Source organism: Streptomyces sp. NPDC058279 (genome assembly GCF_042881255.1).
In the GTDB taxonomy this organism is placed as follows: domain Bacteria; phylum Actinomycetota; class Actinomycetes; order Streptomycetales; family Streptomycetaceae; genus Streptomyces.
In genome coordinates, this window is sequence record NZ_JBHVYA010000012.1 from 130,245 (window position 1) to 145,243 (window position 14,999).

Consider the following 14,999-nt stretch of genomic DNA (forward strand, 5'->3'; position numbering starts at 1 on the left):
CATTGAGCTTCACTTCTTGAATGAACGCTGGTCGGGTGTCACGATCCCGGTCAGCGCAGCCGCTGACTGATGACCTTCGACACGCCGTCGCCCTGCATCGAGACGCCGTAGAGGGCGTCCGCGATCTCCATCGTCCGCTTCTGGTGCGTGATGACGATCAGCTGCGAGCTCTCCCGGAGCTCCGCCATGATGCGGATGAGCCGCTGCAGATTGGTGTCGTCAAGGGCAGCCTCCACTTCGTCCATCACGTAGAACGGGCTGGGCCGGGCCTTGAAGATGGAGACCAGCAGGGCCACGGCGGTCAGCGACCGCTCGCCGCCGGAGAGCAGCGAGAGCCGCTTGACCTTCTTGCCCGGCGGCCGGGCCTCCACGTCCACCCCGGTGGACAGCATGTCGTCCGGATCGGTGAGCACCAGCCTGCCCTCGCCGCCCGGGAACAAACGCGCGAACACGCCCTCGAACTCGCGGGCCGTGTCCCGGTACGCCTCCGTGAACACCTGTTCCACCCGCCGGTCGACCTCCTTCACGACTTGAAGGAGATCGGCCCGCGTCTTGCGCAGGTCCTCAAGTTGCTCACTGAGGAACTTGTGACGCTCCTCCAAGGCCGCGAACTCCTCCAGCGCGAGCGGGTTGACCTTGCCGAGCTGCTGGTACGCGCGCTCCGCCGCCTTCAGGCGCTTCTCCTGCCGGGCACGGTCGAAGGGGCCCGGACGGTTGCGCGGGTGCTCCGGGTCCTCGGGCAGCACCTCCCCCTCGGCGGGCGGCGACGGCGGCACCGGCTGGTCCGGGCCGTACTCGGCGACCAACCCGGCCGCCGTCACCCCGAACTCCTCCAGGGCCCGGCTCTCCACCTGCTCGATCCGCATCCGCTTCTCGGCGCCGAGCACCTCGCCCCGGTGCACAGAGTCGGTGAGCTTGTCCAGCTCCCCCTTGAGGTCACGCCCCCGGGCGCGGGCGTCGGCGAGTTCCCGTTCCCGCAGGCCCTTGGCCCGCTCGGCGAGGGACCGCTCCTGCTCGGCCCGGCCGATCGACACCTCCAGGTGGGCGAGCAGTTGCCGCGCGCCGGCGGCGACCGCCCGGGCGACCTCCGCCTCGTGGCGCAGCCGCTGCCGGCGGCGCTCCGCCCGGGCGCGGGCCTCGCGCTCGGCGCGGGCGGCGCGGTCGAGGGAGTCCGCGCGACCGGCCAGCGCCTTGACCCGCTCCTCGTGGGTGCGGAGCTGGAGCCGGGCCTCCATCTCGGTCTGTCGGGCGTTGGCGCCGTCGGCGGCGAGCCGGTCCCGGGCGGAGGTGTCGGGTTCCTGTTCCACCGGCATCTCCTCGGCGATCGCGAGCCGCTCGGCGCACTCCTCGACCTCCAGCCGGGCCTGGTCCAACGCGTCCTGCGCCCGGGCCGCGGCGGCGGCGCTCCGCTCGGCCTCGCCGGCGGCGCCGTTGGCCTGTCCGGCGAGCCTGCCGAGCTGCTGCGCGACCCGGGCGCGGGCCTGTTCACCGGCCCGACGCCGCTCGCCCAGCTCGTCCACGAGGGCGGCCGCGGCCCGGCGCCCGTCCCGGGCGGTGTCCTGGGCGGCGGCGAGCCGTGCGCACTCGGCCTCCAGACGGGTGAGCTCGGCATCGGCCTCGTCCACGGCGGCCTGCACTTCGAGCAGGCTGGGCGCCCCGGCGGAGCCGCCGTGGGCGATGTGGGTGCCGAGCACGTCGCCGTCGGCGGTCACCGCCACGAGGTCGGGGTGCTCGGCGACGACCGCCTCGGCCTGCGCCAGGGTCGATACCACGACGTAGTCCCGCAGCACCCAGCCGATGGCCCGTACGACCGCCGGGTCGCCCTCCACCAATACGGCGGCGGCCACGGCCGCCTCCAGACCCACGGCCCCGTGCCGCGCCGCGCGACGCTCCTGCCCGGCCGCCGTCACGGCCTGCGAGCCGGCCCCGTCCGGGGCGCCGGAGCAGGAGGCTTCGGACCGGCCCGTGCCGTTCCGGAGCGGGCCGGTCGCCCCGTCCGGGACCCCGCCGGGCGGAACGGCCCCGCCGGCGGACACGCTCAAGGAACCCTCGGCGGCGCCCTGAGCCCCCCGCTGCCCCGACCGGCCGGTCCCGTCCCGCAGCCCACCGGCTGCGCCGTCGGGAGTCGCCTCCTGGGCCGCACTGGCAGCGGCGTCACCACGCTGCGGCGCGGGCTGCGCCGGGTCGGTGGCCTCAGCGCCGTGAGGCCCACCCCGCGCCGACCCGCCGTCCGCGGTGCCGGCCTCGGGGTCAGTCCGGCCCTGCGCCGAGGCGCCGTCACGGGTACCGGTCGACGGGACGGCCTGCGCCGGGGAGACGACCGGCCTCCCGGTCCCGCCCAGCCCGGGCGCGGCCTCTACCGGGGCACCACCCGGGCTGGCGGTCGCAGAGCCCGAAGCGCCGGTCGCGGGTCCGGCTCCGGCTCGGACCGGGGACCCGTCCGGCGGGGTGGGCTGTGCCGAGGAGCCTTCCGCGGCGGTGGTCTGAGGGCCGCGAGAGCCGCCCTGCGCCGGCGGCCTTCCCGGTGCTCCGCCCTCGGGACCGCTCCAGCCCCCCGCCGAAGACCCCTGCGGGGTGCCGGCATGCGGGGTGCCGGGCTGGGTTGGGAGGGAGAGCGCCGGGGCGGCGCCCGGAGGGGTGATCAGCAGCGTCGCGCGGCCCGCGTCCGCCGCGCGGAGGTGACGGATGGCCTCCGCCGCCTCGCCCGGCGACGCGACCGCCACCGCGTCGGCCGCCGCGCCCAGCGCCGCCGCCACCGCGACCTCGTACCCCGCCGCCACCCGGACCCGTTCAGCGGCGGGTCCCAGCAAACCGCCCAGCCCGTCCCGGGCGTCCGCCGCCAGCAGCGCCCCGGTGCCGTCCTTGCGCCGCAGGCCCAACGCCAGCGCGTCCCGCCGCGCCGACACCGCCGCCCGCGACCGCTCCGCCGCGGTCAGTGCCTCACGCGCCGCCGCCAGCTCCGCGTCCGCCTGCTCCAGCCGGTTCCGCGCCGCCTCGTACTCCCCCTGCGCCGACGGTTCGTCGAGGCCGCCGACCTCCTCCGCCAGCGCCTCGTACTCCGCCCGCGCGGCCTCGGCCCGGGTCCCCGCCTCGTCCCTGGCCGCGATCAGCCGGTCGATCTCCGCCTGCGCCGCGCCCGCCCGGGACCGCGCGGCGCCGAGCCGCCCGGTCAGCCGGGCCAGCCCCTCGCGCCGGTCGGCGATGGCCCGCGCCGCGTCCCGCAGCCGCCGTTCCTCCTCCGTCAGCGCCCGCTCCAGCTCCGCCCGGTGTTCGACGGTGTCCTCCAGCGCCCGCGAGGCCGCCTCCAGCGCCGCGGTCAACTCCGCCTCCTGCTCGCGGATCCGCTCGGCCTCCCGTTCCAGCTCCTCGGGATCACGGCCGCGCCGCTCCTCCTCCGCCGGGGCCGAGGCCGACTTCACCCGTGCCTCGGCCAGCGACGCCGTCCCCCGTACCCGCTCGGCGAGCTGCGACAGTTCGTACCAGGTCTGCTGCGCCCGGTGCAGGCGCGGCGCGAGGTCCCGTACCGCCTTCTCCAGCTCCGCCTCACGCCGCAGCGCCCCCGCGAGTTCGCGCTCCGCCGACTCCTTGCGCTCCTTGAGCGCCGCCTCGTCGGCGATCTCCGCCTCCAGCGCGCCCCGCAGCGCGACGAGGTCGTCGGCGAGCAGCCGCAGCCGCGCGTCCCGCAGGTCCGCCTGGATCACCGCCGCCCGGCGGGCCACCGCCGCCTGCCGCCCGAGCGGCTTCAACTGGCGTCGCAGTTCGTCGCCCAGGTCCTGTACGCGCGCCAGGTTGGCCCGCATCGCGTCCAGCTTCCGCAGCGCCTTCTCCTTGCGCTTGCGGTGCTTGAGCACACCGGCCGCCTCTTCGATGAAGGCGCGGCGGCCCATCGGGTCGGCGTGCAGGACCGAGTCGAGTTGGCCCTGCCCGACGATGACGTGCATCTCGCGGCCGATGCCGGAGTCGGAGAGCAGTTCCTGGATGTCGAGCAGTCGGCAGGTGTCCCCGTTGATCTGGTACTCGCTGCTGCCGCCGCGGAACATGATCCGGGTGAGGGTGACCTCGGCGTACTCGATCGGCAGGGCGCCGTCGGAGTTGTCGATGGTCAGGGACACCTCGGCGCGGCCGAGCGGGGGGCGTCCCGTCGTGCCGGCGAAGATGACGTCCTCCATCTTCCCGCCGCGCAGGGACTTGGCCCCCTGTTCGCCCATGACCCAGGACAGCGCGTCCACCACATTCGACTTCCCCGACCCGTTGGGGCCCACGACACAGGTGATCCCGGGTTCGAACCGCAGGGTGGTGGCGGAAGCAAAGGATTTGAAGCCACGCAGGGTCAGGGACTTGAGGTGCACGCCGCCGGACTCTACCTTTCACGTTCGGTTTCGCCCTCGAAGGTCGCGGGCAGATCAGACGTTGAACGAAACAGCCCCCACCTGGCCCAATGCCCTCGGGCGGCACGTCCGTAACCACGGCGGCGGCGGTGGTGGCGGGCGGCGGGCAGAGGGCGACTGGGACCCGGGAGGAGCCGGGAAAGGAAGAAGGGACGCCGAAGCGTCCCTTGCAGATCGTGCTGGCTGGAGTCTAGCGTCGACGCGAGAGCGCGGATCAGGTGAGCGCAGGCTCCGCCTGAGATACGTCGAGGGTGTCCAGCAACGTGTCTCCGTGCTGAGCGGCGGCCGCGTTCAGTGCGTCGTTTTCGGACTGAATTCGTCCGAGTTCGGACTCGAGGTCCTGGACGCGCTGCTGAAGCCGTCGCATCTCGGCGAGGAGTCGCGGGTCAGAACCGCCGACGTAACCGAGAAGCGCCTTTGCCATGATGGATGGTCCTCCACACTGAGTGACCGACCGAAGCGGTGTGGGTCGTGAGGGAATCGCACCCGCGGCGGTCCGGCAGCGACTGTCAGTCACTGCGCTTACTACTGTCAGCGCTGCCAAACAGCTCAGGTGCGCGGGGCTTCCAGCGTCTCACCAAAAAGTTTGACGGTCAACACGATCACGCCCTGTATCGGCGGCCGGTCCGGCCCTCGCGGTCGGGGCGGGGATCATCCTCGACTCCGAGCCTTCCACGTTCCGGCGCGCGCGGCAACGGCGCCGGAAGAAATCCGCAGTTCCGAGCGGGTGCGGACCGGCCGCGGATCGGATCAGCGCATGATCGTCCGATCCGTCACCGGATCGCGAAACCGTCGTAGCCACCGCGCGGTGTGCCCCAGATCTCTGTCACTCCGTCCACCCTCCCGGGCGTGTCGGCCGAGCGCAGCCAGTCCAGCAGCCGGTGGCAATTCTCACGTTGACCCTCGGCCACGACCTGCACTCGACCGTCGTCCAGGTTCAGCGCGAAGCCGACCACGCCGCCGATCTCCAGGGCATTGGCCCTGGTGAACCAGCGGAAGCCCACTCCCTGTACACGGCCGCGCACCCATGCGGTCAGCCGGACGTCTTCGTTCATGCGTGAACGCTAACCGGACGATCACTTTCCGGGCACATCACCCCCCTGGGCCCATGGCGTACAGTCGCGCACCAATGAACTCACCCATTTGGGTGAGTTAGGGATGATCTTGTGAGGAAGGCCAGCCGGATGGGACGCCACCGACTCCACGCCGCACCGCCCCGCGGCGGCAAGCGCCGCACCGCCGTGCGCAACGGTCTGTTGGGCGTCTCCGTGGCCGTGGCGCTCGGCACGGCGGCGGTCACCACCGGCCTGGTGCCGGTCGGGCACTCCTTCCCCTACGTCGGCACGGACTCCGACCCCAAGACCGAGGCCAAGGCTTCGCCGACCCAGGACGGCGCCGGCTCTCTCCGACAGCAGGGCGGCCTCACCGGACTCCCGGGCCGGGCCGTCCCCTCCTCCGGGGAGAGCGGCACCGTCTCCCCGACCCCCTCCGCTTCACCTTCCCCCTCCGCTTCGCCCTCCGCCTCCGCCTCCGCTTCGCCGTCCCCGACGCCCACCCCCTCCGCGTCGAAGAAGGCCCCCGCACCGGTAAAGACCACGGTCGCCCCGAAGCCCGCGAAGCCGGCGGCTCCCAAGCCCCCCGCCCCCGTGCCCGCCACCCCCGCGACGGGCAGTTCCTCCGAGGAGACGGCCGTCCTCACCCTGGTGAACCAGGAGCGCGCCCAGGCGGGATGCGGCCCGGTCCGGGCCAACCCGCCGCTCGCCTCCCTGGCGGCGGCGTTCAGCAAGGACATGGCGGTCCGGGGCTTCTTCGACCACACCGACCCGGACGGCCGCACCCCCTGGGACCGCGCCCAGGCCGCCGGCATCTCCGGCCTCGGCGGCGAGAACATAGCCCGGGGCCAGGGTGACGCGGCCTCGGTGATGAAGGCGTGGATGGACAGCCCGGGTCACAAGGCGAACATCCTCAACTGCGAGTTCCGCACCCTGGGCGTCGGCGTCTATCTCGCCGCCGGCGGCCCGTGGTGGACCCAGGACTTCGGCTTCTGACCGAAGCGGTCACGAGCCGGCGCGGGCCGGCCGCCGGGCGAGGCGCGTCAGCCGGCCAGCGCCGCGCGACCCGCCACGATGACACGGGTGTGCTCGGCGACGCGGCGGCCGAGGTGCTCGGCGGTGGCTATGTCGGCCTTGTGGACGTCCTCGACACCGTGGTCGGTGTGGGTCTGGGCGGCCGCGCCCGCGGAGAAGCCCAGCCGGTTGAGGTCGTGCTCCGAGGCGGTGCTGGAGTTCCAGCCCGGCTTGAGACCGAGGTTGACCCAGCTCATGGCGTGCTGCGCGGCGAGCGTCTGGAAGTAGCCCAGCGTGCCGGACTTGTCGCCGTTCTTCGAGCCGGAGTTCGTGAAGCCGGCGGCGACCTTGTCCTGCCAGACATCGCCGAACCAGCGCTTCGAGGTCGCCTCGGCGAACGCGTGGAAGGCACCGGAGGCGGTGCCCATGTAGGTCGGCGAGCCGAAGACGATCGCGTCGGACGCGTCGAGGAGCGCCCACTGCGCGTCGTCGATCTCATCGACCTTGATCAGGTGGACCGTGGCTCCGGCCTCCGCGGCGCCCGCACGGACGGCCTCCGCGAGGACCGCGGTGTGCCCGTATCCGGAGTGGTAGGCGATGGAGACGACGGGGGTGTGGGCAAGGGCGGACATGGCGGTTCTCCTCAAAGGTCTGGCAGTGCCCGCCTCGCGACGGTGACGAAGCGGCGAACCCAAGAGAAGCACTAACTTTTCGAAAGCGCAAGCCTGTGGTGAGCGCTGTGGAGAGGGGTACGCTTTCCGCATGGAGAAACCCCTCTGTACCGAGACGACCTACACGGACCTGCCGTTCGACGTGTTCGCGCGCGCCTGCCCCTCGCGGGAGACCCTGGAGCACGTCACCGGCCGCTGGGGCAGCCTCACCGTGGGCGCGCTGCGGGAAGGCCCGTGCCGCTTCAACGAACTGCGCCGCCGGGTCGACGGCGTGAGCGAGAAGATGCTCTCGCAGACCCTGCACGCGCTGGAGCGGGACGGCATCGTCACCCGTGACGCCCAGCCCACCAACCCGCCCCGCGTGGACTACGAGCTGACGCCGCTCGGTCGGGAGGTCGCCGACCGCCTGCTGTCGCTGATCCACTTCCTGGAGGGCAGCATGTCCGAGGTCCTGTCCTCCCGGCAGTCCTACGACTCCCGACGGCCCTACGAGGGCAGCCGCGGCGGTCGCTGACAGCGCGGGCAGAAGTAGCTCGACCGGTTCATCCACGGCCGGCGCCGCATCGGCGTGCCGCAGCGCCGGCAGGGCTCGTCCTCACGCCCGTACGCGTCGAGCGACCGGTCGAAGTAGCCCGACTCCCCGTTCACGTTGACGTAGAGGCTGTCGAAGCTGGTCCCGCCGACATCGAGGGCGGCGCTCATGACCTCCCGCACGTGCGTGAGGAGTTCCGTGCTCCGGGGGCGCGTGAGCGTGGCGGTGGGGCGCTCGTAGTGCAGCCGCGCCCGCCACAGCGCCTCGTCCGCGTAGATGTTGCCGACCCCGCTGATCAGCGACTGGTCCAGCAGCGCCCGCTTGAGGGTGGTCCGCTTGGCGCGCAGGGCCGCGTGGTACGAGGGCTCGTCGAACAGGGGGTCCAGCGGGTCGCGCGCGATGTGCGCGATGACGTCGGGCAACCCCTCGGGGCTGCCGGGGACGGTCTCGTGCAGCGAAAGCCCGCCGAAGGTGCGCTGGTCGACGAAGCGCAGCTCGGTCCCGGCGTCGTCCGTGAAGCGGACCCTGATCCGCAGGTGCTTCTCGTCGGGCGCGCCGTTCGGCTGGACCAGCAACTGCCCGCTCATCCCGAGGTGGCCCAGCACCGAAAGGTCCCGACCCTCCAGCGGCAGCCACAGGTACTTGCCGCGCCGCATCGGCACCCCGAAGGTCTGACCGGTCAACCGCGCGACGAAGTCGGCACCGCCGCCGACATGGCGGCGTACGGCCCGGGGGTGCAGCACCTCCACGGCGCCGACGGTCCGCCCGGCCACCCAGCGCTCCAAGCCCCGCCGCACGACTTCGACTTCGGGCAGCTCGGGCACGGGGTTCCTCCGACGGTCACGGTTCTGCGGTGCTCACTCGTGAGCCTACCGGCCACCACCGACAGACCGCCCCGAGCAGTCCGCGCAGCAGAACGCCCGCCCCTGCCGGGGCAGGGACGGGCGGTGCTGATCCGAAAGGAAGCGTCAGGCGCTCGGCGCCGGACCGGCGGGCGTCGGCGCCCCGCCGTCCACGGCCTCGGCGTCGGGCTCGGCCGAGGCCGGGACCACCGCCGGTGCGGCCGCGGCCGCGGCTGCCGCCGCGATCCGCTCGTCCGCCGCGGCACGGATACCGCGCCACGCGGATTCCGCCGCCTGCTGTTCCGCTTCCTTCTTGCTGCGGCCGGTGCCGGTGCCGTACGAGACACCACCGACGCGAGCGGCAGCTGTGAAGGTCTTCTCGTGGTCCGGTCCGGTCTCGGTGACCAGGTATTCCGGTACACCAAGACCTTCGGCCGCCGTGAGCTCCTGGAGACTGGTCTTCCAGTCCAGGCCGGCCCCGAGGTTGGAGGACTTCTCGATGAGCGGGTCGAAGAGCCGGTGAACCAGCTCCGAGGCCGCGTCGAGACCCTTGTCGAGGTAGACCGCGCCGATCACCGCTTCAAGGGTGTCGGCGAGGATGGATGCCTTGTCCCGGCCACCCGTGCCCTCTTCGCCCCGGCCGAGCCGGATGAAGGAGCCGAGGTCGAGGCCGCGCCCGACCTCCGCCAGTGCGCGCGAGTTGACCACCGCGGCCCGCAGTTTGGCCAGCTGGCCTTCGGGCAGGTCGGGGTGGGTCGTGTACAGCGTGTCCGTGACCACCAGGCCGAGCACGGAGTCCCCGAGGAACTCCAGGCGCTCGTTGGTGGGCAGACCGCCGTTCTCGTACGCGTACGAGCGGTGGGTCAGCGCACGCACCAGAAGGGCGGACTCGAGTTGGTACCCGAGCCGCCCTTCCAGAAGCACGTGGGACGAGGCCGCGTTGTTACTGTCTGCCTGCTTCTCAGCGTTGGACAGCTCAGACATTGCGCCTCTCACCAGCCGCTCAGACCTCGAGGACCTGGCGCTTGTTGTAGGTGCCGCAGCTCGGGCACGCAATGTGCTGGAGCTTCGGCTCCTGGCAACGCTCGCACGAAACCAGGGTGGGGACCGCAGCCTTCCACTGCGACCGGCGGTGGCGCGTGTTGCTGCGCGACATCTTCCGCTTCGGAACAGCCACGGCTACTTCTCCTGCTTCTCGGCGGCGCTCTGAACTCCGTCAGATGCAGTGCCGCTCATGTTGTCCTTCTCGTCGTCCTGATCGGTCACGACGAGTTCCTGCAGTGCCGCCCAACGGATGTCGACGGCGTCATGGTGGTGGTCCGGGTCCTCGTTCAGATTGAGCCCGCATTCGGGGCACAGTCCGAGACAGTCCTCCCGGCACACCGGCTGCAGCGGCAGTGCGAGCACCACCACGTCACGCAGCACGGGTTCGAGGTCGAACAAGCCGTCCTCAAGGTGGAGCGTGTCCTCGTCGTCCTCGGCGTCGTCGGCCGGCTCCGCCTTCGAGCGGCTCCGGTCGTCGGCGTCAGGGTACGAGAACATCTCCTGGAAGTCCGCCTTGAGCTCGCGCTCGACGGACTCCAGACACCTTACGCACTCCCCCACGGCCCGGCCACGAGCGGTGCCTGTGACGAGCACCCCTTCCATGACCGACTCCATACGGAGGCTGAGCTTCAGCGGGGCGCCTTCCGGCACTCCGATGACGTCGGCGAGACCGAGGTCCGCCGGCGCCGCGACCTCGCGGGACAGCCGCTGCATGGCACCAGGACGCCGACCCAGCTCGTGCGTGTCGAACACGAGGGGGTTGCGGTGGTCGAGGTGCGTGCTCAGGGTCGTTCCCGCTTTCACAGATCGCTGAAGATCGAAGTCGCTGCGCTCAAAAGGCTGAGCCGCTCAAGGGCAGCATGGATCGCGGTGCATACGCGCGACCGAACAGCCAGGATACCCGGCGCCGCGCCCAGCGCCCAATCCGGTCTAGCGTCCCTCGCCGTACTGCCGCAGCTGATCCAGGTTGATCATGCTCGTGTCGAAGAAGCTGGTCTCGTCGAGCGCGGGCTGCTGGGGCGCCTGGGGCTGGTGGTAGGCCGCGTAGGGGTCCGGCTGCTGCTGGTAGGGCATGCCGTACGGGTCCGGCTGGCGGACCTGCTGCTGGTAGCCGTAGGGGTCCTGGTAGCCGGGGTACGGGTCGTGCTGCGGCTCTTGCGGCGCCTGCGGCTGCTGCCCGTACCCGTACGCGTCGTAGACCGGCTCCTGCCGGGCCTGGGCGGGGACGGACACCGGGACCGCCACGGGCGCGGGTTCGGCGAGGCCCGCCAGGAAGTCCGCGTCGCTCGCGGAGCGGGCCTGCGCGGGGCCCGCCGCGTCCTGGGCGGCCATGTGCGCGCCGAGGTCGTCCGTGGGCACCCGGCCGAGCAGCTTCTGCCGGCCCCGGCCGACGGCCTCCAGGGTCTTGGAGAGCACCGCCTCGAAGGTCGCCAGCTTGGTGTCCACGTACGCGTCCGCCTGCTCGCGCTGGGTCTGCGGGTCTCCGCTGCGCTCGGGGGCGTCCGTTTCGGGGTACCCGTGCTCGTCCAGTCCCGGGCCGCGCCCCAGCAGCTTCTCGCGGCCCCGGTCCACGGAGCCGATCGTCTTGCTGAGCACGACCTCGAAGTTGGCGAGCTTGCTGTCGACGTAGTCGTCCGCCTCGGCCCGGATCTCCTCGGCCTCCCGGCTGGCCTCCGCCAGGATCCGGTCGGCCTCCGCCTGGGCGCGCCGGGCGATCTCGGTGTCGGAGATCAGGGAACCCCGCTGGGCGTGCGCGGACTCGATGATGCGGTCCGCCTCCCGGCGGGCCTCCTCGACCAGCTGGTCCCGACCGCCGATGAGCTCCTGTGCCTGCGCGAGCGATCCGGGGAGCGCCTTGCGGAGCTCTTCCAGTTCGGAGAGCAGCTCCGCGCGGTTGATCACGCAGGAGGCCGACATGGGCATGGACCGGGCGCCGCTGACGGCCGCGACGATCTCGTCGAGCTTCTTCTGCACGTCCATGGGGGCTCGCACTCTCTCGGCCTCGGGCGGTTCCCGAGTCGGTCGGGACGACTTTAAGGCCGCGGGGCCGGCGCGCGGGACCGGCCGGGGAAAGGCGGGACGGTCAGCGTTCGGCGAGCCGGGCGAGGAGGGCCGCGTGGACGTGTGCGGGCAGCAGGTGGGCGACGTCACCGCCCCATGCCGCGACCTCCTTGACCAGGGAGGACGACAGGAAGCTGTAGGTGGGGTTGGTCGGCACGAACAGCGTTTCGACGCCCGACAGCCCCATGTTCATCTGGGCCATCTGGAGTTCGTAGTCGAAGTCGCTGACGGCCCGCAGGCCCTTGACGATGGCGGGGATGTCCCGCTGCTTGCAGAAGTCGACGAGCAGCCCGTGGAAGGACTCGACCTGGACGTTCCCGTAGTCGGCCGTCGCCTCGCGGATCAGCTCGATCCGCTCCTCCACGGTGAACAGCCCCTTCTTGGACTGGTTGATCATCACGGCTACGTGGACGACGTCGTAGAGCCGGGAGGCCCGGCCGATGATGTCGAGGTGTCCGTTGGTGATGGGGTCGAACGACCCGGGACAGACGGCGCGGCGCAAGTGAGGTCCCTCGCTCTCCGGTGCGGGCTTCATGATTCTTCGCTGGTGAAGGCGGCGCGACCGTACCAAAGGGTGCCCTCGCCGTACTTACGCGACCGGAGCGGCTCGAACCCGTCCGGCCAGGGGAAGGCACCGCTCCTGGTGCTGCGTTCCACGGTGACCAGTGCGTCGTCCGTGAGCCAGCCGTTGGACCGGAGTGTGAGCAGGATCTCCCGAAGATCGTCGTGCCCGACGGCGTACGGCGGGTCGAGGAACACGATGTCGTACGGCTCGCCGTGGGCGGCCGCCGCGACGATCTGCTCCGCCTTCCCGGCCCGGAATTCGGCGCCCGGCAGACCGACCGCCTTGATGTTGTCGCGGATCGCCTTGGCGGCCTTCGCGTCGGGTTCGACGAGCAGCGCGTGGTCCGCGCCGCGCGAGAGCGCCTCCAGGCCGACCGCGCCGGAGCCCGCGTAGAGGTCCAGCACGCGGGATTCCTGTACGCCGTGCAGGGACTCCCAAGTGGAGAAGAGCCCTTCGCGCATCCGGTCCGAGGTCGGGCGGGTGCCGGTGCCGGGCGGCACGGCCAGCCGTCGCCCGCCGGCGCTGCCGGCGATCACGCGGGTCATCTGGGTCCTTCGCTGTGGGGAGGGCGGGTGTGCGGGGGCTCCCACGATATGTCGTACCGGTCAGCCCTTCTCCAGGTACTGCTCGCGCTCGGTGTCCAGCAGGGCGTCGAGGGCGTCCCGCAGGCCCGGCAGCGCGGTCAGTTCGGGGTCCTCCGCGACCACGCGGCCGGCTTCCTCGCGGGCCTCGGCGATGACCTCCTCGTCGTCGATGACGGCGAGCATCCGCAGCGAGGAGCGCACCCCCGACTGGGCCTGGCCGAGGACATCGCCCTCGCGGCGCTGTTCCAGGTCGATCCGGGACAGCTCGAAGCCGTCGAGGGTGGCGGCGACGGCGGCCAGTCGGGCGCGGGCGGGGCTCGCCTCGTGCATCTCGCTGACGAGCAGGCACAGTCCGGGTGCGGAGCCTCGGCCGACGCGACCGCGCAACTGGTGGAGCTGGGAGACGCCGAACCGGTCGGCGTCCATGATCACCATCACGGTGGAGTTCGGGACGTTCACCCCGACCTCGATGACGGTGGTGGCGACGAGGACCTTGACCTCGCCCGCGGTGAAGCGGCGCATCACGTCGTCCTTGTCGGCCGGGTCCATCCGGCCGTGCAGCACCTCCACCGACAGCCCGGCGAGCGGCCCCTCGGTCAACTGCTCGGCGATCTCCAGGACGGCCAGCGGCGGCCGCTTCTCGCTCTCGTCCTCGGCGGACTTCTTCTTGGCGTCGTCCTCCGCGTCACCGATGCGCGGGCAGACCACATACGCCTGGTGGCCGTTCTCGACCTCCTCGCGGACCCGCTCCCAGGCCCGGGCCAGGAAGTGCGGTTTGTCCTTGGCGGGGACCACGTGCGTGGCGATCGGGGAACGTCCGGCGGGCAACTGGTCGAGGACGGAGGTCTCCAGGTCGCCGAAGACGGTCATGGCGACGGTGCGCGGGATCGGGGTGGCGGTCATGACCAACAGATGGGGCGGTTGTTTGCCCTTGGACCGCAGCGCGTCGCGCTGTTCGACGCCGAAGCGGTGCTGTTCGTCGACCACGACCAGGCCCAGGTCGTGGAAGCGGACCTTGTCCTCGATCAGGGCGTGCGTGCCGATGACGATGCCGGCCTCGCCCGTGACGAGGTCGAGCAGCGCCTGGCGTCGCGCGGGCATCCCCATGGAGCCGGTGAGCAGGACGACCTTGGTGCCCCGGTCGGAGCCGCCGAGCATCCCGCCCTCGGCGAGCTCGCCCATCATCTCGGTGACCGAGCGGTGGTGCTGTTGGGCGAGCACCTCGGTGGGCGCGAGCATCGCCGCCTGCCCCCCGCAGTCCACGACGGCGAGCATGGCCCGCAGCGCGACCAGCGTCTTGCCGGAGCCCACCTCGCCCTGGAGGAGACGGTGCATGGGGTGGTCGGTGGCGAGGTCGTCGAAGATCTCCTTCGAGACGGTCTGCTGGCCCTCGGTGAGGGTGAAGGGCAGCTTGGCGTCGAAGGCGTCGAGCAGGCCGCCCGGGACGGGGCGGCGGGGGACGGCGGGGAGCTGGGAGTCGGCGTGCCGGCGGCGGGCCAGGGCGACTTGGAGGACGAACGCCTCGTCCCACTTCAGGCGCCGGCGGGCGTCCTCGACGTCGGCCTTGGTGCCCGGCCGGTGGATCTTCAACAGCGCTTCGGGGAGCGGGATCAGGCCCCGCCCGTCGCGCAGCGCGGGCGGGAGCGGGTCCAGGGTCTCGCGGACGCCGGGCAGGACCGCGTCCACGCACTTGGCGATCTTCCAGGACTCCAGTTGCTTGCAGGCCGGGTAGATCGGGATGAGTTGGTTGGCGAAGGCGACCGCGACGGCCTCGCCGCCGTCCTCCGCGTCCTTGCCGAGCGGCTCGTAGGCGGGGTGGGCGAGCTGGAGCTTGTGGTTGAACCGGGAGACCTTGCCCGCGAACATGGCGCGGCTGCCGGGCAGCAGGTCCTTGTGCGGTTTGTGGACGCCCGAGCCGAAGAAGACCAACTGGAGTCGGCCGCTGCCGTCGGTGATGGTGACTTCGAGGCGCTTCCCGCCGCCGCGACTGCCCTGGTAGGTGAGGAGTCTGGCGTCGGCGACCTGGGCGACGACCGTCACGTGCTCGTCGAGCTGGTCGGCGAGGTCGGCGAGGGGCGTCAGTTCGCCGCGCTCCGCGTACCGCCGCGGGTAGTGGTGGAGCAGGTCCAGGGCCGTGTGCAGGCCGAGCTGCTCGGCCAGCACCTTGGCGGTGGCGGGGCCGAGCGTCTTCTTGAGGTCTTCGTCGAGCGCGGGCACGTGTTCCATTGCACACCATGGCGCCGACA

The 14,999-nt window shown here is 72.0% G+C and carries 14 protein-coding genes; 2 read left to right on the top strand and 12 right to left on the bottom strand.

All coding sequences use genetic code 11. The features are described from left to right. Positions 1-50: 50 nt before the first annotated feature. The 3 genes from ACFVXJ_RS22555 to ACFVXJ_RS22565 form a co-directional block, all read right to left on the bottom strand. Positions 51-4,349, bottom strand: coding sequence for an AAA family ATPase (locus ACFVXJ_RS22555; RefSeq protein ID WP_389664097.1), 4,299 nt, complete (start codon positions 4,347-4,349; stop codon positions 51-53). 253 nt (positions 4,350-4,602) lie between these two features. Further along, on the bottom strand, positions 4,603-4,812 hold the full coding sequence (locus tag ACFVXJ_RS22560; protein ID WP_136213338.1) for a hypothetical protein: 210 nt from the start codon (positions 4,810-4,812) through the stop codon (positions 4,603-4,605). A 349-nt stretch (positions 4,813-5,161) separates the two neighbouring features. Then, entirely contained in the window at positions 5,162-5,443 is a 282-nt protein-coding gene (locus ACFVXJ_RS22565; protein WP_266636384.1) for an acylphosphatase, read from the bottom strand. A gap of 129 nt (positions 5,444-5,572) precedes the next feature. Between ACFVXJ_RS22565 and ACFVXJ_RS22570 the strand changes: the two genes are divergently transcribed. After that, entirely contained in the window at positions 5,573-6,436 is an 864-nt protein-coding gene (locus tag ACFVXJ_RS22570) for a CAP domain-containing protein (RefSeq protein ID WP_389664099.1), read from the top strand. Positions 6,437-6,483: 47 nt separating this feature from the next. On the opposite strand, the gene ACFVXJ_RS22575 is transcribed toward ACFVXJ_RS22570, so the two are convergent. Further along, the gene (locus tag ACFVXJ_RS22575; RefSeq protein WP_389664101.1) at positions 6,484-7,086 is read right to left on the bottom strand and encodes a flavodoxin family protein; all 603 of its coding nucleotides are present in this window, start codon (positions 7,084-7,086) and stop codon (positions 6,484-6,486) included. Positions 7,087-7,216: 130 nt separating this feature from the next. Between ACFVXJ_RS22575 and ACFVXJ_RS22580 the strand changes: the two genes are divergently transcribed. Beyond that, positions 7,217-7,639, top strand: coding sequence for a winged helix-turn-helix transcriptional regulator (locus tag ACFVXJ_RS22580; RefSeq protein ID WP_389664103.1), 423 nt, complete (start codon positions 7,217-7,219; stop codon positions 7,637-7,639). Here ACFVXJ_RS22580 and mutM read toward each other — a convergent pair. From mutM to recG, 8 genes are all read right to left on the bottom strand, one after another. Continuing rightward, positions 7,612-8,481, bottom strand: coding sequence for a bifunctional DNA-formamidopyrimidine glycosylase/DNA-(apurinic or apyrimidinic site) lyase (gene mutM / locus ACFVXJ_RS22585; protein WP_389664105.1), 870 nt, complete (start codon positions 8,479-8,481; stop codon positions 7,612-7,614). The two genes, ACFVXJ_RS22580 and mutM, sit on opposite strands and share 28 nt — an antisense overlap. A gap of 144 nt (positions 8,482-8,625) precedes the next feature. Beyond that, entirely contained in the window at positions 8,626-9,483 is an 858-nt protein-coding gene (gene rnc / locus ACFVXJ_RS22590; protein WP_361308961.1) for a ribonuclease III, read from the bottom strand. A gap of 19 nt (positions 9,484-9,502) precedes the next feature. Continuing rightward, complete coding sequence (rpmF, locus tag ACFVXJ_RS22595) at positions 9,503-9,676, bottom strand: 50S ribosomal protein L32 (RefSeq protein ID WP_003965982.1); 174 nt, start codon at positions 9,674-9,676, stop codon at positions 9,503-9,505. Between the two features lie 2 nt (positions 9,677-9,678). After that, positions 9,679-10,329, bottom strand: a complete 651-nt coding sequence (locus tag ACFVXJ_RS22600) for a DUF177 domain-containing protein (RefSeq protein ID WP_361310236.1) — start codon at positions 10,327-10,329, stop codon at positions 9,679-9,681. A gap of 144 nt (positions 10,330-10,473) precedes the next feature. Further along, the gene (locus ACFVXJ_RS22605; RefSeq protein WP_389664107.1) at positions 10,474-11,523 is read right to left on the bottom strand and encodes a cell division initiation protein; all 1,050 of its coding nucleotides are present in this window, start codon (positions 11,521-11,523) and stop codon (positions 10,474-10,476) included. 103 nt (positions 11,524-11,626) lie between these two features. After that, positions 11,627-12,106: a pantetheine-phosphate adenylyltransferase gene (gene coaD, locus ACFVXJ_RS22610; protein WP_190186917.1), complete on the bottom strand. Its 480-nt coding sequence runs from the start codon at positions 12,104-12,106 to the stop codon at positions 11,627-11,629. Between the two features lie 29 nt (positions 12,107-12,135). Further along, positions 12,136-12,714: a 16S rRNA (guanine(966)-N(2))-methyltransferase RsmD gene (gene rsmD / locus ACFVXJ_RS22615; RefSeq protein ID WP_389664109.1), complete on the bottom strand. Its 579-nt coding sequence runs from the start codon at positions 12,712-12,714 to the stop codon at positions 12,136-12,138. A 60-nt stretch (positions 12,715-12,774) separates the two neighbouring features. After that, positions 12,775-14,979 carry an ATP-dependent DNA helicase RecG gene (recG, locus tag ACFVXJ_RS22620; RefSeq protein WP_389664110.1) on the bottom strand — a complete coding sequence of 735 codons (2,205 nt, stop codon included), beginning with the start codon at positions 14,977-14,979 and terminating at the stop codon, positions 12,775-12,777. Positions 14,980-14,999 lie beyond the last annotated feature (20 nt).